At 53.4% G+C, this 21,364-nt stretch carries 28 protein-coding genes; 16 read left to right on the top strand and 12 right to left on the bottom strand.

Going from position 1 to position 21,364, the window contains the following annotated elements; genetic code table 11:
* The 8 genes from DEO48_RS20135 to DEO48_RS20100 form a co-directional block, all read right to left on the bottom strand.
* A partial coding sequence (locus DEO48_RS20135; protein ID WP_109846110.1) for a DUF968 domain-containing protein occupies positions 1-944 on the bottom strand: 944 nt, incomplete at its 3' end.
* Positions 941-1,633 (bottom strand): phage antirepressor KilAC domain-containing protein, encoded by a 693-nt coding sequence (locus tag DEO48_RS20130; RefSeq protein WP_109846109.1) that lies wholly within the window; start codon positions 1,631-1,633, stop codon positions 941-943. The genes DEO48_RS20135 and DEO48_RS20130, both read right to left, overlap by 4 nt.
* A gap of 14 nt (positions 1,634-1,647) precedes the next feature.
* Entirely contained in the window at positions 1,648-3,585 is a 1,938-nt protein-coding gene (locus DEO48_RS20125; RefSeq protein ID WP_109846108.1) for a DNA cytosine methyltransferase, read from the bottom strand.
* The gene (locus DEO48_RS20120) at positions 3,578-4,477 is read right to left on the bottom strand and encodes a phage N-6-adenine-methyltransferase (protein ID WP_375232173.1); all 900 of its coding nucleotides are present in this window, start codon (positions 4,475-4,477) and stop codon (positions 3,578-3,580) included. The genes DEO48_RS20125 and DEO48_RS20120 overlap by 8 nt, the downstream gene beginning before the upstream one ends.
* The gene (locus DEO48_RS20115) at positions 4,474-5,337 is read right to left on the bottom strand and encodes a conserved phage C-terminal domain-containing protein (RefSeq protein ID WP_023294082.1); all 864 of its coding nucleotides are present in this window, start codon (positions 5,335-5,337) and stop codon (positions 4,474-4,476) included. The genes DEO48_RS20120 and DEO48_RS20115 overlap by 4 nt, the downstream gene beginning before the upstream one ends.
* A complete protein-coding gene (locus DEO48_RS20110) occupies positions 5,327-5,506 on the bottom strand; it encodes a DUF4222 domain-containing protein (RefSeq protein WP_032676944.1) in 180 nt (59 codons plus the stop codon). Before DEO48_RS20110 ends, DEO48_RS20115 begins: the two co-directional genes overlap by 11 nt.
* A gap of 172 nt (positions 5,507-5,678) precedes the next feature.
* A complete protein-coding gene (locus tag DEO48_RS20105) occupies positions 5,679-6,227 on the bottom strand; it encodes a YmfL family putative regulatory protein (protein ID WP_023294083.1) in 549 nt (182 codons plus the stop codon).
* 22 nt (positions 6,228-6,249) lie between these two features.
* Positions 6,250-6,465 (bottom strand): Cro/CI family transcriptional regulator, encoded by a 216-nt coding sequence (locus DEO48_RS20100; protein WP_001515606.1) that lies wholly within the window; start codon positions 6,463-6,465, stop codon positions 6,250-6,252.
* A 99-nt stretch (positions 6,466-6,564) separates the two neighbouring features.
* Between DEO48_RS20100 and DEO48_RS20095 the strand changes: the two genes are divergently transcribed.
* From DEO48_RS20095 to DEO48_RS20030, 14 genes are all read left to right on the top strand, one after another.
* A complete protein-coding gene (locus DEO48_RS20095) occupies positions 6,565-7,191 on the top strand; it encodes a LexA family transcriptional regulator (protein WP_001515607.1) in 627 nt (208 codons plus the stop codon).
* A gap of 806 nt (positions 7,192-7,997) precedes the next feature.
* Entirely contained in the window at positions 7,998-8,369 is a 372-nt protein-coding gene (locus tag DEO48_RS20090; RefSeq protein ID WP_016247397.1) for a hypothetical protein, read from the top strand.
* Positions 8,370-8,422: 53 nt separating this feature from the next.
* Positions 8,423-9,253: a YfdQ family protein gene (locus DEO48_RS20085; RefSeq protein WP_109846107.1), complete on the top strand. Its 831-nt coding sequence runs from the start codon at positions 8,423-8,425 to the stop codon at positions 9,251-9,253.
* 135 nt (positions 9,254-9,388) lie between these two features.
* The gene (locus DEO48_RS20080; protein WP_016247399.1) at positions 9,389-9,928 is read left to right on the top strand and encodes a phage protein; all 540 of its coding nucleotides are present in this window, start codon (positions 9,389-9,391) and stop codon (positions 9,926-9,928) included.
* Complete coding sequence (locus tag DEO48_RS20075; protein WP_016247400.1) at positions 9,916-10,113, top strand: hypothetical protein; 198 nt, start codon at positions 9,916-9,918, stop codon at positions 10,111-10,113. The genes DEO48_RS20080 and DEO48_RS20075 overlap by 13 nt, the downstream gene beginning before the upstream one ends.
* On the top strand, positions 10,110-10,613 hold the full coding sequence (locus tag DEO48_RS20070) for a hypothetical protein (RefSeq protein ID WP_061091836.1): 504 nt from the start codon (positions 10,110-10,112) through the stop codon (positions 10,611-10,613). The genes DEO48_RS20075 and DEO48_RS20070 overlap by 4 nt, the downstream gene beginning before the upstream one ends.
* On the top strand, positions 10,610-10,831 hold the full coding sequence (locus DEO48_RS20065) for a TraR/DksA family transcriptional regulator (RefSeq protein WP_016247402.1): 222 nt from the start codon (positions 10,610-10,612) through the stop codon (positions 10,829-10,831). The genes DEO48_RS20070 and DEO48_RS20065 overlap by 4 nt, the downstream gene beginning before the upstream one ends.
* Positions 10,832-10,837: 6 nt before the next feature.
* A complete protein-coding gene (locus DEO48_RS20060) occupies positions 10,838-11,050 on the top strand; it encodes a hypothetical protein (RefSeq protein WP_062676850.1) in 213 nt (70 codons plus the stop codon).
* Complete coding sequence (locus DEO48_RS20055; RefSeq protein WP_062676849.1) at positions 11,047-11,280, top strand: hypothetical protein; 234 nt, start codon at positions 11,047-11,049, stop codon at positions 11,278-11,280. The genes DEO48_RS20060 and DEO48_RS20055 overlap by 4 nt, the downstream gene beginning before the upstream one ends.
* Complete coding sequence (locus DEO48_RS27250) at positions 11,277-11,900, top strand: hypothetical protein (protein ID WP_258306127.1); 624 nt, start codon at positions 11,277-11,279, stop codon at positions 11,898-11,900. The genes DEO48_RS20055 and DEO48_RS27250 overlap by 4 nt, the downstream gene beginning before the upstream one ends.
* The gene (locus tag DEO48_RS20045; protein ID WP_062676847.1) at positions 11,900-12,121 is read left to right on the top strand and encodes a hypothetical protein; all 222 of its coding nucleotides are present in this window, start codon (positions 11,900-11,902) and stop codon (positions 12,119-12,121) included. The genes DEO48_RS27250 and DEO48_RS20045 overlap by 1 nt, the downstream gene beginning before the upstream one ends.
* Positions 12,102-12,674, top strand: coding sequence for a 3'-5' exonuclease (locus tag DEO48_RS20040; RefSeq protein WP_016240149.1), 573 nt, complete (start codon positions 12,102-12,104; stop codon positions 12,672-12,674). Before DEO48_RS20045 ends, DEO48_RS20040 begins: the two co-directional genes overlap by 20 nt.
* A 44-nt stretch (positions 12,675-12,718) precedes the next feature.
* Positions 12,719-12,928: a hypothetical protein gene (locus DEO48_RS20035; RefSeq protein ID WP_001515618.1), complete on the top strand. Its 210-nt coding sequence runs from the start codon at positions 12,719-12,721 to the stop codon at positions 12,926-12,928.
* 2 nt (positions 12,929-12,930) lie between these two features.
* Positions 12,931-14,118, top strand: coding sequence for a tyrosine-type recombinase/integrase (locus DEO48_RS20030; protein ID WP_109846106.1), 1,188 nt, complete (start codon positions 12,931-12,933; stop codon positions 14,116-14,118).
* Positions 14,119-14,335: 217 nt separating this feature from the next.
* Here DEO48_RS20030 and DEO48_RS20025 read toward each other — a convergent pair whose 3' ends face one another.
* Together DEO48_RS20025 and DEO48_RS20020 are read right to left on the bottom strand one after the other, a co-directional pair.
* On the bottom strand, positions 14,336-15,523 hold the full coding sequence (locus DEO48_RS20025) for an MFS transporter (protein WP_109846105.1): 1,188 nt from the start codon (positions 15,521-15,523) through the stop codon (positions 14,336-14,338).
* Positions 15,524-15,660: 137 nt separating this feature from the next.
* Complete coding sequence (locus DEO48_RS20020; protein ID WP_008500962.1) at positions 15,661-15,921, bottom strand: DUF2534 family protein; 261 nt, start codon at positions 15,919-15,921, stop codon at positions 15,661-15,663.
* 209 nt (positions 15,922-16,130) lie between these two features.
* Here DEO48_RS20020 and eco point away from each other — a divergent pair, with 209 nt between their 5' ends.
* Positions 16,131-16,634: a serine protease inhibitor ecotin gene (gene eco / locus DEO48_RS20015; protein ID WP_109846104.1), complete on the top strand. Its 504-nt coding sequence runs from the start codon at positions 16,131-16,133 to the stop codon at positions 16,632-16,634.
* A gap of 134 nt (positions 16,635-16,768) precedes the next feature.
* Here eco and mqo read toward each other — a convergent pair whose 3' ends face one another.
* On the bottom strand, positions 16,769-18,418 hold the full coding sequence (mqo, locus tag DEO48_RS20010) for a malate dehydrogenase (quinone) (protein ID WP_029740950.1): 1,650 nt from the start codon (positions 18,416-18,418) through the stop codon (positions 16,769-16,771).
* Positions 18,419-18,605: 187 nt separating this feature from the next.
* Between mqo and DEO48_RS20005 the strand changes: the two genes are divergently transcribed.
* Positions 18,606-19,895, top strand: a complete 1,290-nt coding sequence (locus DEO48_RS20005; protein WP_109846103.1) for a SulP family inorganic anion transporter — start codon at positions 18,606-18,608, stop codon at positions 19,893-19,895.
* Here the strand turns inward: DEO48_RS20005 and mgtE are convergent.
* A complete protein-coding gene (mgtE, locus tag DEO48_RS20000; protein WP_109846102.1) occupies positions 19,858-21,294 on the bottom strand; it encodes a magnesium transporter in 1,437 nt (478 codons plus the stop codon). The two genes, DEO48_RS20005 and mgtE, sit on opposite strands and share 38 nt — an antisense overlap.
* Positions 21,295-21,364 lie beyond the last annotated feature (70 nt).

Genomic DNA, 21,364 nt, shown 5'->3' with positions numbered 1-21,364 from the left:
CACTCTCTGCACAGAGGGATCACGAACAAATCGTGGGCTTTAGTGGCGGTACCGCCCATGCCGTGACCAATGACATGGTGTGGATCATCCGCTGGCCGCCGGCAACCTTCACAGGGCTGGGTTTTAACCCACCGGGTATAGTCTTCATTCACCCACCTGCGGTGTTTTGGGCGCAACATGAATGATTCAGGGGATTCAGGATCCGCATGCAGAGCCAGAACCTTTGGCTGGTCATAGGCCACATCCTGATTTGCTCCATGCTTTAATTTCGCAGCCGTGACCGCAGGGGTGACCTTCTTCTGCAAAATGCTTTTTGCGGGGGGCATCGGCACAATGTCACTTTCTCGATATACGGATAAAAACGGCTCGTCCGGTAAGCGAAGCGCACGCTGGGCCATCCTTTCCGTGACTGCATCAGCAATGCCTGAATAAACAGCCCACCAGCACAATTCACCGAGGGATAGTTCACGCTCGTTGTTGTACCCAAGCGAAGACAGGATGGAACTGATCAGCCAGTTAATGAGATTACGCCGGGCCAGTTCTGCCAGCGCCGCGGTGGTTTGATCGCGCAGCTGGTTATCGCAATGCCAACAGAGCAACATTGATCCAGGGGGATGTCGCATCGTTACCAGCTCATGATGGTGATAATCAGTATGCGGGTACTGGCATTCCTTCACGTTACGCTCTAACCAGGAATCCAAGGCGTTCAAACCGCCTGCTGCACGGATAACTCTCTCGTCTGTGAAGAATCCCTCGAGGGACTCATCTTCTGCCAGCGGCTGCCTGGCATCAGGGACGAGCCCCGACGGAAGTCCAGCCATGCTTTTTGGCTGAGGCTCCACCAGCACACGCCCCTGTTGAAACAGAGACATCAGTTCGCTACCCGGCTTTAACACCACAAGCCCCAGGCGCGGAACAGTCTCGGCTGTAAACAGTCCTCTCACGCGGCATGCCCCTTAGCGATGTGTGCCGTCCACAGGCCGCCGATCCACTCGATGCCTTTGGGTGTAAAACGTGCCTGGCTAAAGGCGTAGTTTGTTTCACTCGTGGTGCCAGTTTTCACTTCAAACCGCCCGGCAGCAATGTGCTGGTGCCGCGGTGTCAGCACTCCACTGAGCCGGTACAAAATGCCGCTCTCAATGAGGAACAAGCGGAAATCGGTCTCTTTGGCCTGCAACAGCTTTGCCACCTGGCGGAAAGACATTGAGCCTTTAGCAGTACAATACCGATCGACAAACTCAACTTTCGGCGCGGCAGCGGCTAACTGCTGGGCCAGTTGTTCTTTCTGCTCGGCCAGATCCGCGGCGAGACGTAATGCCTCCGGCAATGTTTGCGGGACACTTACGGCCTGACTGTTCTCCAGCTCTTGCCAGCGATCGACAACAGCGGCGGTAAATTCTGGCGACAGCCTGGCGACGATCACCAGAGAATCACGTTTGTTGAACCAATACTCCTCGTAGGTTTGCCCGTTTTGCGGGTGTGTGTAGGGGGTGTGCGCCAACGGCGCGGTTAAAATACCAGCAGATACAAGGCGCTCAGCTGAGCGCTTCACATCACCATGTTTGCTCTGCACCAGCCTGGCAATTTCACGGCTGGACATTGTCACAACACCCTTTGCGGTTAACTGATTCATGCTATTTCTCCATATCAGGCGGCTGCACCCGCCTTTTGATTTGCACATAATTCAGGAAGATTTGCTTCTACCAGCGCACGAGCGAACGGCGGCGGTACTGCGTTACCACAGCGCGCTACCTGCTTGTCTTTGGCGTAACGATTGCCGCGATAGTCCTGATCGATAACGTAGCCCTCAGGGAAGCCCTGCGCCTTATAAAGCTCATGCGGTTGCAGCATGCGCATTCCGATATCGACGATCTGGTACTTAACCCCCTCGATCGTCACCAGCCATTCATCCTCGCTATCACCGCAGTAGGTTTCGAGGAATGTCCGGACCTCGCCAACGTGCTGGCCACCAGCGGTAATAGTCGGCATAGGTGTATCCATGGTCTGACCGTCGCGGCAGGTTCCGCGTAGCTTCACCAGGTGCGACGCAACTACCGCGTGGTGATCAACAGTAGTGACTGAGTGGGCAGGCTCATCCATACCAACACCCGGCCCCGTGTAATTCCCACCATAGTGCTTCGCCAGGAACGCGCTAACCGTTGCAAACTTATTACCACCAGCAGTGACCGTGCCGAGCGGGTTATTCAGTTGAAGAACACGCGGTTCTTGCCCTGGGCGTTCGCCGTACCCCATCTGGATCAGTGTTGGAGTTACCAGCTGCGACTTACCGCCACCGCCTGCAGTAATCGTCGCACTCGGTTCGTCAGCCCTGTGCCCAACACTGGCGCCAAACTGGCGGGCGATGACCGGCGCAACCACGCACGCGCGGGACTGCTTGAGGATTGTATGAGCGGGTTTATCCAGCGAGCGTGGCTTTGCCTGGTACTCACTGCCGCCATTGCCAGCCAGGAACGGTGTCAGGGCGGCCTCAACTACGCCAAGCGCATGCCAATTCCCGCCCGGGCGCGCCGACGTACCAGCGGTGACAGTTGGAACCGGCTCGGTCACTGGCTGCCCGGTGGCCCCGGTGCGGAATTTAGTAAGATGCGGTACCGCCAGCGCGTAGCCATGCTTTTTAGTGATGGTCTGCAATGGCTCTAACAACGATTGCCCGCGGAAACAGTCATAACCTCCTTTCGCCGTGGTGTGGTTACACTTCACGATGAAAGGCGATGCGCTTTCGATAACAAAGCGCTGGATGCCGCGCGCGATACGTTTGAGCGTATTTTCCGCCAGCGGCTTTTTGCGGTCGAAGATGGACCGGGCCGGGATATTCCAGTCAATGCACTCCGCCGCGGTACGCCATGGCGCCAGCTTGCCGCTTTGTACTTCCAGTGATTTTGGATCCCCATGAGTCGCTTCAGGCCAATGAATCTTGCGGCCGTCACAGCGCATGACCATGAAGAAACGCTTTCTGATCGTCGGCGCGCCGTAGTCACATGCGCGCAGCTCCCGATAATCAACCTCATAACCAAGCCCGGCGATCAGCTGTTGCGCCTGCTGGCCGTGCGGCTCAATGGCAAGGAATTCACAAACCTCAGCCAGCGCAGGGTGATTCGCCGCGATCCCCGTCGACAGCATGCCGACAAATGCCTCGAATGTTTCGCCAGCACGCTCAGGATCTGGGCGTAATTCTTCATCCAGCAGCGGGCCCCATGTCTTAAATTCTTCGACGTTCTCCAGCATCATGACGCGGGGACGTACTGCCAGCGCCCAGCGCAGGACAATCCACGCCAGCCCGCGAATCTCTCTCTTAACCGGCTTAGCGCCCTTCGCTTTGGAAAAGTGGCGGCAGTCAGGGCTAAACCAGGCCAGACCGACAGGTTTGCCGCTGGTGGCTGCGCTTGGGTCAACGTCAAACACCGACTCGCAATAATGCAGCGTGTCCGGGTGATTCGTCTTATGCATCGCAATAGCGTTTTCGTCGTGGTTGATAGCGATATCCACGCTACGCCCGATCGCCAGTTCAATGCCGGTACTCGCGCCGCCACCACCAGCAAAGTTATCAACGATAATTTCACGCATTGACGGCCCCCTGCATACTGCTAACCAGACCACCGGCCACGCTAATTATTTCGCTGGTAGGCACACGCTCCAGCCAGAGTTGGTTGATGTTGGCCTTCAACTTGTTCTGTTGGTTCACCCCCAGAGAATCCGCCCCCTCGACCTGATCGAATACCAGACCAACCTCCAGAGGCCAGATGCGCGACTCTGCATCTGCCGTTGCAATGGGAGTAGGCATTGCTTTTTCCGACACCGACGGAAGGGCCATTTTTGCCGCGGCGAATTGAGCTAATGACAATGCTGCACGCCCTTTTTCTTCCAGTTCGGTGCGATTGATATAGCTGAAGCTTTCACCACGCCAGGTTTTGTCGAAGACAGCGATTGCCCCGGCAAAAAATGCGCTGGTGGGTTGCTGCTTCTCGTCAGCGGGAACAAACCAAACAGGAAGATCGAACCCAATACGACCACGAATAAACATGATGTGATCGGCATCTTCCGGCCACCATGTTTCACTTGTGGCTGACTTCACGAGGTATATATAACGACCACCTTTATCACGCATCGCCATTGTGTGATTCATGATGTGGGTCATGCCAGTGATGGCCTGCTTTTCATGGTACTGAGAACGGCTATATGGCGGATTTGCAAACGCGGCGCCACCGAGTTCTGCCAGACGCTCTGACCAGTCCTGCGTCAGCGCGTTATCCTCGGCGGTATACCATGCAGGGCATTTAGCATTGCTATCGTCTGCAAACAGATCCAGAACCATCGGCCCAAATATCGAATTGATGCCCCAAAACAACAAATCTGGAGTGCGCCACTGATCGCCAACCTCTTTCAATTCATGCGCTGGCTTTGAGCGCAGTTCAGCCAGCGCGCGGCAATATTTGTTATCAGCATTCATGCTCATCATTTCGCTCCCCTGAAGCCAGCTGGAATGGCTTTATCTGGTCCACCAAATTTCATCGGATCATGCTTACGGATTGAGCCCCAATACTGTCGTTCTGGACGTCCTGCTGCGTTCCACTTATTTGCGGATTGCAGGTAGCCTGGGAATTTTGTTGGCAGAAACAGCGTTGTTGGGCGCAGATATTCGGCCATTTTCAGATCCTCGCCCCACTTCTCGACGCTGTAATCCACCACCAACAGCAGCTCATCGGGCGTAAACCCGTCAGCCAGGCGAGCCCGGATGTTTTCCAAGGATGATTTGCAGACCTGATACCGTGATCCGGTGGTCTTGTTCAGATGTGATAAAACCTGCTTCGCCTGATCGGTGATAACCACCACAGGGTCGGGTTGCGCAGCAACCGGACAAGAATGTTTTTTATCTGATGGATCAGTAGTTGTATTTACTGACGGATCCCCCCCAGATTCTGACGGGTGAAAACCGCCTTTTTCATCGTTTTTTGATGCCTCAGATTTTGACGCGTCGGTTTTTGAGGCATCAGATTTTGATGCGTCAGAATCTGACAGGTGAGAAAAGGCAGCAGCCTGTAATTTCGCAACATTGAGCTGGTAAACGTTCGATGCATTGCGGTTGCCTTTCCGGCGCTGCTGGCGGGTTAACCACCCGTCTTTTTCCAGTTGAGATATGGCTGTGCGAACCGTGCTCTCACCAGCACCAATCTGGCGCGCGATGGTAGCGATGGAAGGCCAGCTAACCCCCTCATCACTGCTGAAGTCTGCCAGACGCGCCATGATGGCAACGCTGGACAGCTTCATGCCAGAAGCGGCACAAGCGTCCCAAACGTAACCAGTTAATTTAGTGCTCATGGTCGTCCTTTAACTCGGTAAACTTGCGCTTGAATTGTTCGAGCGGGCTGAAACATTCGTGGTCATAACCATCCCGCAGGTAGATAACTCGTTGAGTCTCTGGCTCCCACCTGATAACCCGAACGGGGATCCCTCTGTGGTCTTTGAACCTTCGGTTAACTTCGCGCATAAGCGTTTCGCCTTCCTGTAGTAAACCCCCACAATTGCGACCGCCCGACTGTGGTTACATGGCACCCAGCGGTTTGCTATTCTGCGTTCATACCGAAACAACGGAGCGCCCGGTACCGGGATCATCCTGAGTTGCGGCAAACGGTTAAAAGCCGTTAAACTGGTCATGCGGATTACTTCTCCATACAAGATTTGTCTGCCACGACGCCCGGAGCTGCACACTCGCGGGCGTCACTCTTTTCCGGCGCACAAAACACACGGAAAAGCAGCGTCAAATGTTCCTGCCACTTAGCCATCACCTGATAGCTGTTCTCTTCGATCTGGGCGCGTTCCTGAGCATCAATAACGCCGTCAGCGGTAGCTTTACGAACGTATTGTGAATGCCTGCCGATCCACTCAACTGACTCCATGAGACGCTGGTTGATATCGCCGTTCTCAATCTCTTCAACATCAGCCAATGGCACAAAAACACCGTTCGAGTGACGTGCAATAGCGTTCGCTATGTGGTTTGAACCACCAGCACGTTGAAGCACCATCGCCCAACCGAGCGGGAAGATCTGATCGCCATCGGTACGCAGCCGGTTAAACAGCGCGTTCTCGGTCACACCCAACCACTCAGCAGCTTCTGAATATCCGCCAGGCAGCTCGGTGATCGTTTTTTTGATTGCGGCCACCAGCCAGGCTGGCTGCTTATCTACTTTCCATTCAGGTTCTATACCCACGGCTAGGTCCTCCCTTCTGTGGTTATTTCTGATCGTTAGGCGATGTATTCTTGCCATAACGTTCTGGGTTGAATTCCAGTTCACCAGCAGTTCGATACGCAGCTTCAGCAGCTCGTCCTTTAGGGATTAAGCGTCCGGGGCGATTACGCCACTGGTAAACGGCCTCACTGGTGATGCCAAAAAATTCGGCAACTTTCTCAGTGCTGCCGAAATGTTGTTCAATCTCGTCGGTTGTCATGAAGCCTCCTTAGCTAAGTTTGGTTAGATATTAATAACCAATCTAACTTTGGTCAATAAAAACTAAGATTACTTAGTCTTTTTTAAATTTGGTGCTTTCATGGAAACGGTTGGTCAGCGCATTAAAGCCCTACGCAGGGTTACAAAAACCTCTCAAAAAGAACTGGGTAAGTTCTGCGGGGTTAGTGACGTAGCGGTGGGTTATTGGGAAAAGGATGTGAATATCCCAAACGGAGAATCGCTGGTTAAGCTGGCTAAATTCTTCAATACATCAATAGATTACATTCTTTACGGCACTGAATTTGAAGGTACCCTCATAACTAAAATGAGGCGTGTGCCCGTGATTTCCTGGGTTCAAGCTGGGCAGTTTACGGAATGTAAGGCCGCTGATTTATTCAGTGATGTTGATAAATGGGTTGAAACATCACTACGCATTGGGGATAGCTCGTTCGCTTTAGAGGTCAAAGGGGATTCAATGACCAATCCAAATGGCCTCCCAACAATCCCTGAAGGGGCAACCGTTATTGTTGATCCAGATGCCGAACCCCTTCATGGCAAGATTGTTGTTGCGCGTATTGATGGCACTAACGAAGCGACTGTTAAAAAACTGGTCATTGATGGCCCACAAAAATTTTTAGTCCCACTAAATCCTCGCTACCCCAACATCCCGATCAATGGTAACTGCCTCATTATTGGCGTAGTTAAAGGCGTTCAGTACGAACTCTAATCCCTTCCCGCTCTTCCTCTAAGCATCAAGCTAAGTTTAGTTTGATGTTTTCACTTGACCAATAAACTAAGTTAAGTTAGATTTTTTTTCTGTCGACACCAAACCACCGCGCCTGATGTGGTTAAAAGCAGGCCAAAGCAATAAGAAGTGATCCCTGTTCTGGCTGCTCACTTTCACCCTGAGGGTGACAGCCAGCTTTTTAAGGGCACAACAGGCGAGAGCATTGCTGATTATCGGACTGCGTGAGACGCGACGCGGTAAAGCAGGTAAACAGTGCTCTCACCGTTGTGGTGAATGCACAGGCTGATGTGCAGCGGACTATTAACCCGCGCGGGGCAATGGCACAACCATCCCGAAAGTTGGAGATCAGCACCGACCAGCACAACACAACATGAAAGCGCATTCCTCTTTTCACTGATGGGGATCGGTTTGTTACCTGGTGGAGTGCGCTTCCAGTTGTGGTAATGCGGCTCTGCGCACGTGACGAGGCCAACAAGTTTTTATTTCAACTTTTGAAATGAATACGTTTCTTGAGGTGTAGCGTCGCCGGTTCTGGCCGGTCCGGCAGGTGGAGGCACCACCGCCACAACAAAATCATTGCTGTGTGTAGTCTTTGCCCATCACATCGGTGGGCACCTTTTTTACACAAGAGACAAGGGCATCACCGGGCGACGGGCTCATTCCCCAATCCACCCGGGCGCTATGGAAATGGACCTCCTACCCATAGCCAAAGCGCAGGTGCCCTTTTCTGTTGTGTATGGAGAAGTTCCACTGGCGGTGGCAGCCGCCTTACAGAGGGTTAAACCATGAGTAATGACCGCATGACCGTAGTGCCCGATTTCCTGGGCGAACTGGATGCCGGCGTGTTCATGAACAAGATCGCGGCGGCTTTAAATACTACCGCGCTTGGCGTTCTGAACAACGGTACCAAAGGCAAAGTAGTCCTCACCTTTGATATTGAGCGTATGGGTAATTCCGTCGAAGAGAAGCGCGTCAAGATCAAGCACAAGCTGAACTACGTCACCCCAACCCCGCGCGGTAAAGCCTCCGAAGAAGACACCACCGAAACACCAATGTGGGTTAACAAAGGCGGCAAGCTGACCATCCTGCAGGAAGATCAGGGGCAGCTGTTCGGGATCAACGGCGGCGTTGACGGAAAGCTTAAAGCGGCACAGTGATCCGCAGCAGACAAATCACTGACATCCCTATGACCACATATTAAGGAAATTTTATGTCCCAGATTTTAGACGGCAATGCCCTGCAGCAGGTGAAAGACCTTGTTCTTTCCGGTTATCACCTCACTGCAGTTAAAGAAACGGCATGCCCTACTGCCCTGCTCCCTGATGGCGTAAACGTAGAAAGCCTTGAGCGTTTCGACCTGGAACGTTTTCGTTTCCGCGGTGCCATGACCACAACCAGCATTCCTGACTTTGTCCGTTATGCAGCTGGCTATGCCAACGAAGCTGAACCAGCGCGATGCTTTATCGATGCTGACAACATGGCCGCACGCTCCGTGTTCAATATCGGTACTCTGGCTAACCCTGGCCATGCTGATAACGTCGCATCTATCACCCTCAAAAAGACAGCGCCATTCCGAGCCCTACTTCAGGTAAATGGCGATCGACTGGGCCAGAAGGAAATTGCTGAATGGCTGGAGGACTGGGCCGACTTCCTGACCGCATTTGATGCCGACGGGAATGTATTGTCCATCGCGCAGGCAGCTGGTGCCGTTCGTCGCGTCAATATCAAACAAGTCTCGGAAGCAGCTCATGAAGACGAAGATTTTGGCGGCAGAAAGTCCCTGATGCAGAGCGTTGAAGCCAGCAGTAAAGACGTGATGCCTGTCGCCTTCGAGTTCAAATGCGTGCCATATGAAGGACTGGGCGAACGCCGCTTTAGCCTGCGTAACAGCCTGCTTAAAAGCGGGGAACCGGTGTTTGTACTCCGCATCGTTCAACTGGAAGCCCAGGAAGAAGCTATCGCCAACGAGTTCCGTGACCTGCTGATCGAGAAGTTCACCGACAAGCCGGTTGAAACCTTTATCGGTAACTTTAAAGCGTAATTTCTCTGCATTAAATCCCCGGCGCCGCGGGGATTTATTGAAGCGTAATTCCCTTTATTAATCGCCAATGGCGAGGGATTCGTACAACCAAAAACTGGCGCAGGTGCAGCTGCCAAATATGGAGAAGAAAATACGATGAGTTATATCCAGACACTTTCAGGTAAGAAATTCGATTACCTTAATTCAACCACTGACGACGTAGAGATCGAGGATATTGCGACCGCACTTTCCCACATCTGCCGCTTCAGTGGTCATCTGCCGGAATTTTACAGCGTGGCCCAGCACTCGGTACTGTGCAGCCAAATTGTGCCTCCAGAGTTTGCCTTTGAAGCCCTGATGCATGACGCAGCTGAAGCCTATTGCCAGGACATCCCTGCTCCCCTGAAAGCATTGCTTCCAGATTACCGTCGCATTGAAGAGCGGGTAGAACAGCTGATCCGGGCCAAATTCAGCATCACCCCTGATATGTCAGCGGTAGTGAAATACGCCGATCTGGTGATGCTTGCCACGGAACGCCGCGATCTGGATATCGACGACGGCTCACTCTGGCCTTGCCTCGAAGGTATTCCGGCCAGCGACATTATCCAGATCGTTCCTCTTCGCCCAGGCCAGGCATATGGCTTGTTCATTAACCGTTTCAATGAGCTTACGGAATCACGCGCATGCCTCGCATGAAAATAAAAGAACTGGTAGCCGCAGCCCATGCTGCGGCGGGGAAACTGCCACCAGCAGAAGCCTCTCTGATGCGTGAGGTAGCCACTCGCCTGGACGTTACATTTGCCGCCTTGACGGAATCGATGGACCAGCGAATGAGCCTTGACGCCGAAATTAACCATCTTCGTCAGGAGTCCGTCCAATGACCACCAACAAATACGCGACTCTGCGCGGCACAATCGCCAGAGCTAAACGCAACGACTGCCAGAAGGTAGTGATGCGTGTGACGTTAGTTGAAGAACTCCTCCTTCAACTGTCAAACGCTGAGAAGCAGGTAGCTGCGCTGGCTGCGGAAGTTCAGGCGGTGCGATGGGCTGCCGGGCAGGTTTATTCAGCTGGGTATAATCATGGGCACCTTAATACTGCTGATGAACTCCCCTATGCATCTGATGAAGAACTTCTTCAGAGAGGAAATGAAGTCCTTATCGAGTTCACCGACCCAGACCATTCAGGCAATGTGACCGACGCTGTACTGGATGAAGTGCGTGCCCACGCTATCAAATCTGCCCTCAACGATTGTTCGGAGTGCCTCGATAGGGACTGCATCATGGATTCGAATGGCATCAGTTATGAAGATGCTGCACTCCGTGAAGCGGGTGCTATGGCGCTGCACGATGCGTTACTTCGCCAGGAGCGTGCCGTATGAGTTCAGACATCATCGATCAGGCAAACGAGCTGGTAGAGCACCGCCTGCAGCTGGCCATACAAAAACACCGTATTGATCAGAATGCAGTCTCTGCAGAGCACTGTTCTGAATGCGAAGAGGACATTCCTGAGGCGCGCAGGGTTGCAATGCCTGGCTGCAAAACATGCGCCAGCTGCCAGGAAGTTTTAGAGCTCATGATAAAGCAGCGTAAGGGGTAATCGACAATGGCAATAAACCAGAAAATAAAAACCCATACCGGAACCATCATCACCAAAGATGGCGAGAAAACCGTGCAGTTGCGCGAGACTCCAACGACCTGGTGTGTTGGTCGCACTGAAACCTACCGGAAAGAAGATGGTCGCCGCAGCGGTGCGCCGCTGACATCACGCAGACTTATTCTAAGCAGCATTAAGCCAATCGAAGGTGGTGCAGAATGAGCAATTTGTTACTTCTCAAATGCACCAAAGACACTGAAGGCTGGTGGACTGAGGGGGAGGTTTACCCGGCTCGTGTGGTTGGGGGTGGTTTCGTTCTGGTCGGTGATGATGACGAACTAGACGGAGAAGGATGGAGTGCCGCGCCGAAGGAATACCGTGAAGATGGTTCAGTGGTTTATCAGGTCGGCGGCGTTGATGGTGAAGTTTTGTTTGAGGAGTCCGCCCAATGACAGTTAAACCGTTCCGTGCGGATGGCGGTGAAATCAGCACTGATCGCCTGAGAGAGATTGCTGACAATCCTTACGGCGACGAAGAGAAATGCTGGCTGGCTAAGCGCGTGCTGGCTTCGCTGGACGTTGAGCCTGTGGCGTGGACTGATGCGGATGAATTGCGTGATGTTAAGAATGGAGGCAACGGCTATCTGTTCGCTATTGGTGGTGAGGCCAATAAATTTGCAGATCCGCGCCGCCAAGTGATGCTTTACACCATCCCGCCAGCGCCGACAGTGCCGGATAAATGCCCAGCAGAAATTCGCGAGCTGATGGCGTCGTATTCTGACGCTCTCTTCGACGATGAAGACGCACATGAGATATGGAACGCCTGCCGCGCCGCCTTGCTTAAAGGTACCTATGGCAACTCTCCTGTGGTTCCGGATGGGTGGGTGATGGTGCCGATTGAGCCGACAGAAAACATGATCGTCGAAGGTTTCGAGTCTGAACCAGATGAAAGCTTTAGCGATGCAGATGTTTGGGAAGCATACGAAGCCATGAGTGGATGCCAGCAAGCGGCGCACCGAGCAAAGCTATGCTGGTCGGCAATGCTCGCAGCAGCACCCAAACCGGAGGCCTGATGCCCAGCAAACTAAAACAGCGGCGCCTGCGCCGCCTTAAGGCCGACCTGGCCTGGTGGCGAGAAGAGGCAGAGGATTGCCGCTCCCGCCTGCTGGAGCTGGCAGGGGAAATCGATAGAGCACGAGCACAAATCGTCAGAGTACCAATGCCGGTAGTTGTCCCCTCGGCTTTAATCGCAGAATTAGCAATGGAGAAAGCAGTTGAACGACTTAATGATTGACCTCGAATCAATGGGGAAAAAGCCAAACGCGCCGATCGTCTCAATTGGTGCCGTCTTTTTTAACCCTCAAACAGGTGAACTTGGCCAAGAATTCTACACGGCCGTCTCGCTTGAAAGCGCAATGGCTCAAGGCGCGGTACCGGATGGAGATACAATTCTTTGGTGGCTAAAACAAAGCCCGGAAGCGCGCTCAGCTATTTGCGTTGATGATGCGATGCCTATCACTGATGCACTGTCGGAACTTAGCCATTTCATTCACCGGCATGCATATAATCTCAAATACATGAAGGTCTGGGGTAACGGGGCCACCTTTGACAATGTGATTCTGCGCGGAGCTTACGAACGCGCCGGACGCATTTGCCCGTGGGAATTTTGGAACGATCATGATGTACGCACGATTGTTACCCTCGGTCGCAGTGTTGGTTTCGATCCGAAGCGTGACATGCCATTCATTGGCGATGTTCACAACGCCCTGGCTGATGCGCGCCATCAGGCAAAATATGTGTCAGCAATTTGGCAGAAAATTATCCCTGCCACCAGCACCAACGAGTAAACCACTCAGCCCGGGTGCAGCCGGGCTTTATGGAGAAGGAAACCATGGCAAAGCTAATGAAAGCGAGTCTCTGGAGTAAGCGCGAATTTACCAAAGACTCCATTCCTGACAACCGTACAATTAAACGTTGGGTCGAAAACGGATTACTCATGGGAAGGATTGTAGATGGTTCAGTTTTTGTCTATGAAACCGAAAAGTGGGGAGTTGACTCAATTGTTAATCAGGCGGTACGTCAGTTAATAATTGAGGGTTGACCATGGCAGCAAGGCCACGAAAAAAAGAATACCGCCACCTTCCTGATTATCTTTTTTTTGATAAAGATCGTGGCGTGTATAAGTTCACGCTTATAACTGGGAAAAAGAAAACTCTCGGTTCGGATCGAGTAATGGCTATCGCCATCGCCCGAGAATATAACCTGAGGATGCGCCCTGAAAATACACCATCGATAGATTCATTAATTCGGGAATCGGGAGGGCTGAATGGTGAAGCCCACCCGTTTTCTGAACATGTTGATCGCATTATGGAGAGAGCGATCAAAGATGAGCAGCCGTCTAAAAGCACACTTGACGATTGGAATAATGATGCCATCAGGGTTAAAGAATTTTTTAATAACATACCCGCATGCGATATTGAGCTTGAGCACGTAAATGCCTACATACGAAATTACCATTCTGAATCGTCGGCCAATGTTCAGAACCGAAAAGTTAGCTTCCTGAAAAAGCTATTCTCTTATGCTGTTGATGAATCGCTAATGATGGATAACCCTGCAACACGGAAAAAAATGAGGCGTGTCGATAAAAAGGTCCGCCGGCGACTTACTTTGGAACAGTTCCAGGCCATACATGCAGCTGCTGAACCTTGGCTGAAGACTGCAATGGACCTTGCCATACAAACTACGCAAGCGCGCCTGGAAGTTTCCCGGATCCGGTACTCGATCAAGGAACCTCAAGAAGGGGTTTGCGGCTGTGTATGGTTCGATCAGGAGGAGGCTGGCATATTCGGAACGCTTTACATTCACCGGCAAAAAGTGCAGCACAAAGAGGCTTCACACGTCGCTATTCCGATCGGCAGGGCCCTGAAAGAGATCATCGACAACAGCAGAGACAATGTGGCCAGTCCTTATGTTGTTCACCGGCTTCTGGAAAAGAGAAGCAATCCGATAAGCAAGGAAGTTAACCACCCAACACAGGTGGCCCCTGATTATTTGAGCAGGGCATTTTCAGAGCTGCGGGACCGGATAGGTGTAGCGGCAGAATTACCTATCAAAGAAAGGCCAACTTTCCACGAGATTAGAGCGCTGGCGGCTCATATTTTCGAAAGACAAGGTATCGATCCGCAGGCAAGGATGGCCCATAGTGATGCAAAATCGACAAAAATTTATACCCAGAACCATGTGGAATGGGTAGAAGTTCCTCATGCTGAAATTGTCTTTAAAGCCGGGTGATTTATGGGGAAAAACCTACCCGTAACTCATTGATGTATATAGTGCGGATTTTGCAAAAAATGCACTGTTTGCATATACAGTCAAACATGCCGTAGCACCAGTATTTTCAAGGGTTGCAGCGGCTTTAACGCAGTGACATGGGGTGTCGGGGGTCGGAGGTTCAAATCCTCTCGTGCCGACCAAAAACACACTGAAAACCAGCCTGATGGCTGGTTTTTTATTTCGCCTCGTCCGGCGTTTTGCGCAGATACACTAGCGTAGCCAGACAAATCACCGCTCCGGCATAAAACGTATATTCCGCGCCAAACGTTTCCCATATCGCGCCGGCTCCCACGCTGGCGATTAACAATCCCACGCCGCTGACCAGACTAAAAATACCGAAAGCCGTACCGCGCAGATCGGGCGGTGCAGTTTTAGCTATCATTGCCGCCAGTAATCCCTGAGTCATACCCATATGTATCCCCCAAAGCGCGACGCCTAAAATGACTCCCATCCAGTGGCTGCTCAGCGCCAGAACAACATCTGCACCAATCAGCACCATTAGCCCCCACTGCAGAAGTCGGGTGTGGCTCATGCCATCAGAAAGTTTGCCAAAAGGGTAAGCCGAAAGGGAATAGAGTACGTTCATGACCACCATCACCAGCGGAATAAGGGCCAGAGGAACGCCCGACTGCTGCGCACGAAGGACGAGAAAAGCCTCGCTAAACCGGGCAAGCGTGAACACTGCACCAAGGCCAATCACCCACCAGCACGCTTTACCCAGCCGCCTTAAATTCTCTCGTTTAATGGGATTAGTACGTTTATGTTCGAGGGGAGTTTTCGGCTCCTGAAGGCCGAAATAGAGCAAGGCAACTGAAAGCAGACCGGGGATAAGAGCTATCCAGAAAACGGTGCGAAAATCATTGTCCAGTAACAGCATTAAGCTTACGGCCAGTAATGGGCCAAGAAATGCGCCTGTGGTATCCATTGACTGACGCAGACCATAAGCCGCACCACGCATTTCCGGCGGCGTGACGTCTGCAACCAGCGCATCCCGCGGGGCGCCCCGTATTCCCTTCCCCGTGCGGTCCATGAGACGTGCGCCTAAAACCATCCCGGAAGAGGACGCTAATGCGAAAAGGGGTTTGCTTAGCGCCCCCAGGCCATACCCTAACAGAGCCAGCCCCTTACGTTGACCCAGGTAGTCGCTTATCGCCCCCGAAAAGACCTTAATAAAAAGCGCTATGGCCTCCGCCAGCCCTTCAATCAGGCCGATAAACAGCACGCTCGTACCGAGGGTGGTCATCATAAAAAGTGGCAGGAGGCTGTGAATACTCTCTGACGAGATATCCATCAGCATACTGACGCCCCCCACAACCCAGACGCCTTTGGGGATCTGACTGAGCACTGGAAATCTGGAACGCATCTACCGCTCCTGCTTTAAAAACAGTTGCCTGAATGCTTACAGGATAGGATATCGCGGATTAAAAAAACCTGAGGAGAGTGTGATGAGACCATAAAAAAGCCATCCGGCAGGATGGCTTAGCTATTGCGAGTCAGCGCTTAATGCTTCTCACGTCCACCCAGGAAGAAAATGCCCAGCGGGATAGCCAGCAGAACGGTAAACACCAGGCTGTAGACGAAGATCATCGCCGACTGCAGGACATACATGCTGGTAGTCCAGGCAGAGAGGGGAATATTGTACTGTTCGATAACGCCAACAATGGTTGCTCGCCCTACGCACGCGGCAGCAATCATAAACACGACCAGCAGCGCCAGGAGGAATTTGCGGCCTTCAGGCGTTTTCAGTTTTGCACGAACCATCTCTCTTCCCTTTTACAGATGAATAACAATATATATGGTCTAAAATAACACGAACTGGCACCCGACTCCACACCAGCATAAACAACCACTAAACAGGATATTTAAAAGCGCATAACGCTATTCATAGTGAAAATGTAAGTAAATAACACCAATCATTCATAGTTGTTATGTTAACCTGCGCAGGATCGTTTTGACATAAAGGAATGACAATGAAAAACGCACCTAAATTTGCTATCGCCCTCATCGCCGCCGCGTGCGTCAGCAGCAGTGCTTTCGCCAGCGAAACCCCAAAAGAGCAGCCGCTGGAAAAAGTCGCTCCGTATCCAAAAGCGGACAAAGGGATGAAGCGTCAGGTGATCCAGCTGCCGGTTCAGCAGGATGAAGCGAACTTCAAAGTGGAACTGTTGATTGGCAAGACGCTGGAAGTAGATTGCAATCAGCATCGCCTGGGCGGTCAGCTGGAAAGTAAAACCCTGGAAGGCTGGGGTTACGACTATTACGTCTTTGACAAAGTGACCTCTCCGGTCTCCACCATGATGGCCTGCCCGGACGGCAAGAAAGAGAAGAAATTTGTGACGGCGTATCTGGGCGACAACAGTCTGTTGCGCTACAACAGCAAGCTGCCGATCGTGGTCTATACGCCTGAAAACGTGGAAGTGAAGTATCGCGTGTGGAAGGCTGATGAGACTGTCGGACAAGCGGTAGTACGTTAAAAATAAGTCGGGTGGCGGCTTCGCCTTACCCGACCCGGAAAGGGTGCGCTCTGGTGCCCTCACCCCCCCCCTCTCCCACCGGGAGAGGGAGAAAACACTAAAACGGTAACGGATGTTACCGTTTTGCTTTTATCTTACAGCGCGATATCCGCAACCGGTTTGTTTTCCGGCTGAGGCTTCAGCTCCGCTTTTGGCGCAGCATCCGCAGCCTGTGGCTTGATGTATTGCAGCTGCAGAACGCGGCTGGTGTATTCCAGCTCCTGCTCCGTCGCGCTCACGTTGCCGTTCAGCTTCGTGCCGTAGGATGGAATAATGGTTTTCAGCTTCGCCTGCCATTCCGGGCTGGCGACTTTGTCTTTAAACACTTTTTCCATCAGGTGCAGCATGATTGGCGCAGCGGTAGACGCGCCCGGTGACGCACCCAGCAGCGCGGCAATGGTGCCATCCTTATCGCTTACCACTTCGGTACCCAGACGCAGCACGCCACCCTCTTTCGGATCGCGCTTGATGATCTGTACGCGCTGACCCGCCTGCCACAGACGCCAGTCTTCTTTCTTCGCCTGCGGATAGTACTCTTTCAGCGCCTCGAAACGGTCGTCGTCAGAGAGCATCACCTGGCTAATCAGGTATTTCACCAGATCGAAGTTATCCAGCCCCACGTCCATCATCGGCTTGACGTTAGAGGTGGTGGTTGCGCTCAGCAGATCCCACAGGGAGCCGTTTTTCAGGAACTTGGTGGAGAAGGTCGCGAACGGCCCAAACAGCACCACGCGCTTACCGTCAAGCATACGGGTGTCGATGTGCGGAACAGACATCGGCGGTGCGCCAACAGAAGCCTGGCCGTACACTTTTGCCAGATGACGGTTCACCACTTCCGGGTTTTCTGACACCAGGAACTGGCCGCCGACCGGGAAGCCCGCGTAGTCGTCCGCTTCCGGAATACCGGACTCCTGCAGCAGCTTCAGCGCCGCGCCGCCCGCACCGATAAAGACAAACTTCGCCTTGATGACGTGCTCGGCTTCGTTGTTTTTCAGATCGGCAACGGTCACGCTCCAGCTGTTATCCGCGTTGCGCTTGAAACCGCGCACTTCGGTGCTGAGCTGCAGGTTGAAGTTCTCTTTTTTCTTCAGAGACGTCACCAGCTGACGGGTGATTTCACCGTAGTTAACGTCGGTACCAATTTCGGTACGGGTCGCCGCCACTTTCTGGTTCGGGTCACGACCTTCCATGACCAGCGGAGCCCACTCTTTAATCTGCGCGTGGTCTTCAGAGTATTTCATCCCGCGGAACAGCGTGCTCTGCTGCAGAGCGGCGTAGCGCGCGCGCAGGAAGTTGACGTTCTGTTCGCCCCACACAAAGCTCATGTGCGGCACGGTGTTGATGAAGGAGTGCGGGTCGTGCATCACGCCGCTGTTGACCTGATGAGACCAGAACTGGCGAGAAACCTGGAATGCTTCGTTGATCTCTACCGCCTTCTCGATACTAATGGAACCGTCCTTTTTCTGCGGCGTATAGTTCAGTTCCATGAGTGCCGAATGTCCGGTACCGGCGTTATTCCATCCGTTCGAACTCTCCTGCGCCACGCCATCAAGGCGCTCGACCATGGTCATAGACCAGTCCGGCTGCAGTTCTTGCAGATAGGTTCCCAGCGTGGCGCTCATGATACCGCCACCAATTAAAAGGACGTCCGTTTCCTGCTCTTTTGGTGCGTCAGCTTTCGCCGCCATGGAGACGGTGTTAAGCCCCACGGCCAGAGAAAAGAGCATGGCAGTCATTTTTTTCATAATTTATGCCTTAGTGTAAAAGTGCTTGATGCGTGGAAATTGCAGGTGAAAAAAGCTGCGGGGGCACGGTAACAACTTTTAAATATTGTTTAAAGGTTACGAAATTATTGTAATTGTGAAATTTAATGATGGATTGTTTGTGAGGAATTATCGATGCGTCTGGTAAAGCGCGGTTTTACTGGATAGTATGTTGCGTTTTGTGATCGCGCGCACGGAAGCCTGCCCTAACCAGCGAACTGTTATGTCCCTACCCCATTCTGCTGTATCCCCCGAAGACCGCGTAGCCAACGTGCTGCGTTCCCCTAAGCAGCTGACGCGTGAAACGCTGGCAGGCGTGATTACCGCCCTGGCGCTGATCCCCGAGGTTATCTCATTTTCCGTGGTGGCGGGCGTTGACCCGAAGGTCAGCCTGATCGCCTCCGTGGTGCTGTGTCTTGCCCTGTCTGTACTCGGGGGCCGTCCGGCGATGGTCACGGCAGCGGCCGGGTCCGTGGCGCTGGTCATTGGCCCGATGGTGCATCAGCACGGCGTACAGTACATACTTCCCGCCGTGCTGATGGCGGGCGTGATTCAGATTTTGTTTGGCATGCTGGGCATGGCAAGACTGATGCGCTTTATCCCCCAGTCGGTCATGACCGGATTTGTTAACGCCCTGGGCATTTTGATCTTCTTCGCTCAGGTGCCGCATTTCTGGAGCCGAAGCCCGCTGATTGTGGGCCTGTTCGTCCTGACGCTGCTGATTGTGCTGTGGGTGCCGCGCTATATCAAAAGCATCCCTTCCCCGCTGATTGCGATTGTTGTGCTTACCTTGTTCACCGTTTCAACCGGTCAAATCCTGCCGACCGTGGGCGATGAAGGCTCCATGAGCGGCGGTTTGCCGGGTCTTACCGAGCTGCTGGTCCCGCTCAATGTGCAGACGCTGAGCATTATCTGGCCGTGCGCGCTGAGCATCGCGTTTGTCGGCCTGCTGGAATCCCTGCTGACGGCAAAGCTGGTGGATGAGCTGACCGCAACGCCGTCCAGTAAACGCCGCGAAAGCATTGGATTAGGCGTCGGCAATATCCTGGCCGGATTTTACGGGGGGATTGCTGGCTGCGCGATGATCGGACAAACCATCGTCAACGTGGAGATGGGGAAAGGTCGAAGCCGCATTTCAACCTTTGCGGCGGGCATTGTGCTGCTGATCCTGGTGACGGCGCTCAGCGACGTGATGGCCAAAATCCCGATGGCGGTGCTGGCGGGCATTATGGCGATTGTCGCCGTCAAAACCTTCAGCTGGCACAGCCTTCAGCCAGCCACGGTGAAAACAGCCCCGATAGCAGAAACGGTCGTCATGCTGGTGACCGTTGCCGCCACGGTATCAACCGGCAATCTGGCGATTGGCGTGCTGGGCGGGATTATCGTCATGGCACTCCTCCCCGCCCGCATTAAGCGTCGGCTTAAAGAAGAAAAATCGTCGCCAGCCCAAGAAAAATAAAGAAACCGCCGGTATCGGTGATGGCGGTGATCATCACGCTCGACCCCACCGCGGGGTCGCGCCCCAGTTTGGTCATCGTCAGCGGGATAATGACCCCCATCATTGATGCCACCAGCAGGTTCAGCACCATCGCCAGCATCATCACGCCGCCCAGGGCCATATCGTCATACAGCCACCAGGTGATGCCGCCCATAATGCCGCCCCACACCAGGCCGTTGATCAGCGCCACGCCCATCTCCCTGAAGATCAGAAAGGCGAAGTTACCTGGCTGAATATTTTCCAGCGCCAGCGCGCGGACGATCATGGTGATGGTCTGGTTTCCGGTGTTGCCGCCGATTCCGGCCACAATCGGCATCAGCGAGGCCAGCGCCACCAGCTGAGAAATGGTGTGTTCAAAACCGTCAATCACCCGGGAGGCGATAAACGCGGTACACAGGTTAATGGCCAGCCACGCCCAGCGCGTTTTTACCGCCTTGCCGACGGAGGCATGGACGTCATCTTCGGCGCTGATCCCGCCGAGCGCGCGCAGGTCGTTGTCGGTTTCTTCATAGACCACGTCAACGATCTCATCGATGGTCAGACGCCCCATCAGTTTGCCGACGGAATCCACGACGGCGGCACTCACCAGGTCGTCACGCTCGAAGGTACGCGCCGCTTTCTCCGCGTCGTCTTCCGGGGAGAAGACCATCGGCTCGTTTTCCATCACCTCGCTCACCTTCCGCTGGGTGCTGTTGAGCAGGATGGTTTTCAGCTCAAGTTCGCCAAGCAGGGTTTTATCCCGGGAGGTGACAAACAGTTTATCGGTGTTGTCCGGCATTTTGCCCAGGCGACGCAGATAGCGCTGCACGGTACCGAGCGTCACGTCCGGGCGCACCGTGATAACGCCGAACTCCATGATCGCGCCGACGCTGTTTTTCTCGTAGTGCATCACCTGACGCACGCGCGCCCGCTCCTCCGCAGGCAGTGACGCCAGCAGGCGGCCGGTCAGGTTTCGCGGCAGGTGCTGAACGAGGTAAATCTGCTCGTCGATATCCAGGGTTTGCACCGCGTCGAGAATATCCCGGTCGCTCATCTCGTCGATCAGGTCGTCCCAGACGTTTTCGGAGGCCTCAAGCAGCACCTGCCCGCGCTCGTGATCCTGCACCAGACGCCACAGGGCGTGGCGTTCTTCCGAGGGAAGCGCTTCAAGGGTATCCGCCAGATCTGGCGGGGGTAAATGAGCAACCAGCGCACCTACCTCAGCAATATCGTCGGCCAGGGTGCCGACATCATATTGCTCAGCCAGGGTGAGTTTGCCTAATAGCGTAGAAGTGACCGCTTTATCGGTCGTGAGAAGCCAGATGAGTCGCGCGCGCTCCTGGTCACGCTGTCTGGCGCTGTTTTTCTTTAATACCGACATCAATCATAAATCCATTAAATGAGTTGGGGTTAAGCATAGCGCGGGGATATGTAAATAAGAATAAACAACG

This window comes from Enterobacter sp. CGMCC 5087 (assembly GCF_003144775.1).
Taxonomy (GTDB): Bacteria; Pseudomonadota; Gammaproteobacteria; order Enterobacterales; family Enterobacteriaceae; genus Enterobacter; species Enterobacter cloacae_M.
This window is presented reverse-complemented; position numbering and strand designations above follow the sequence as displayed.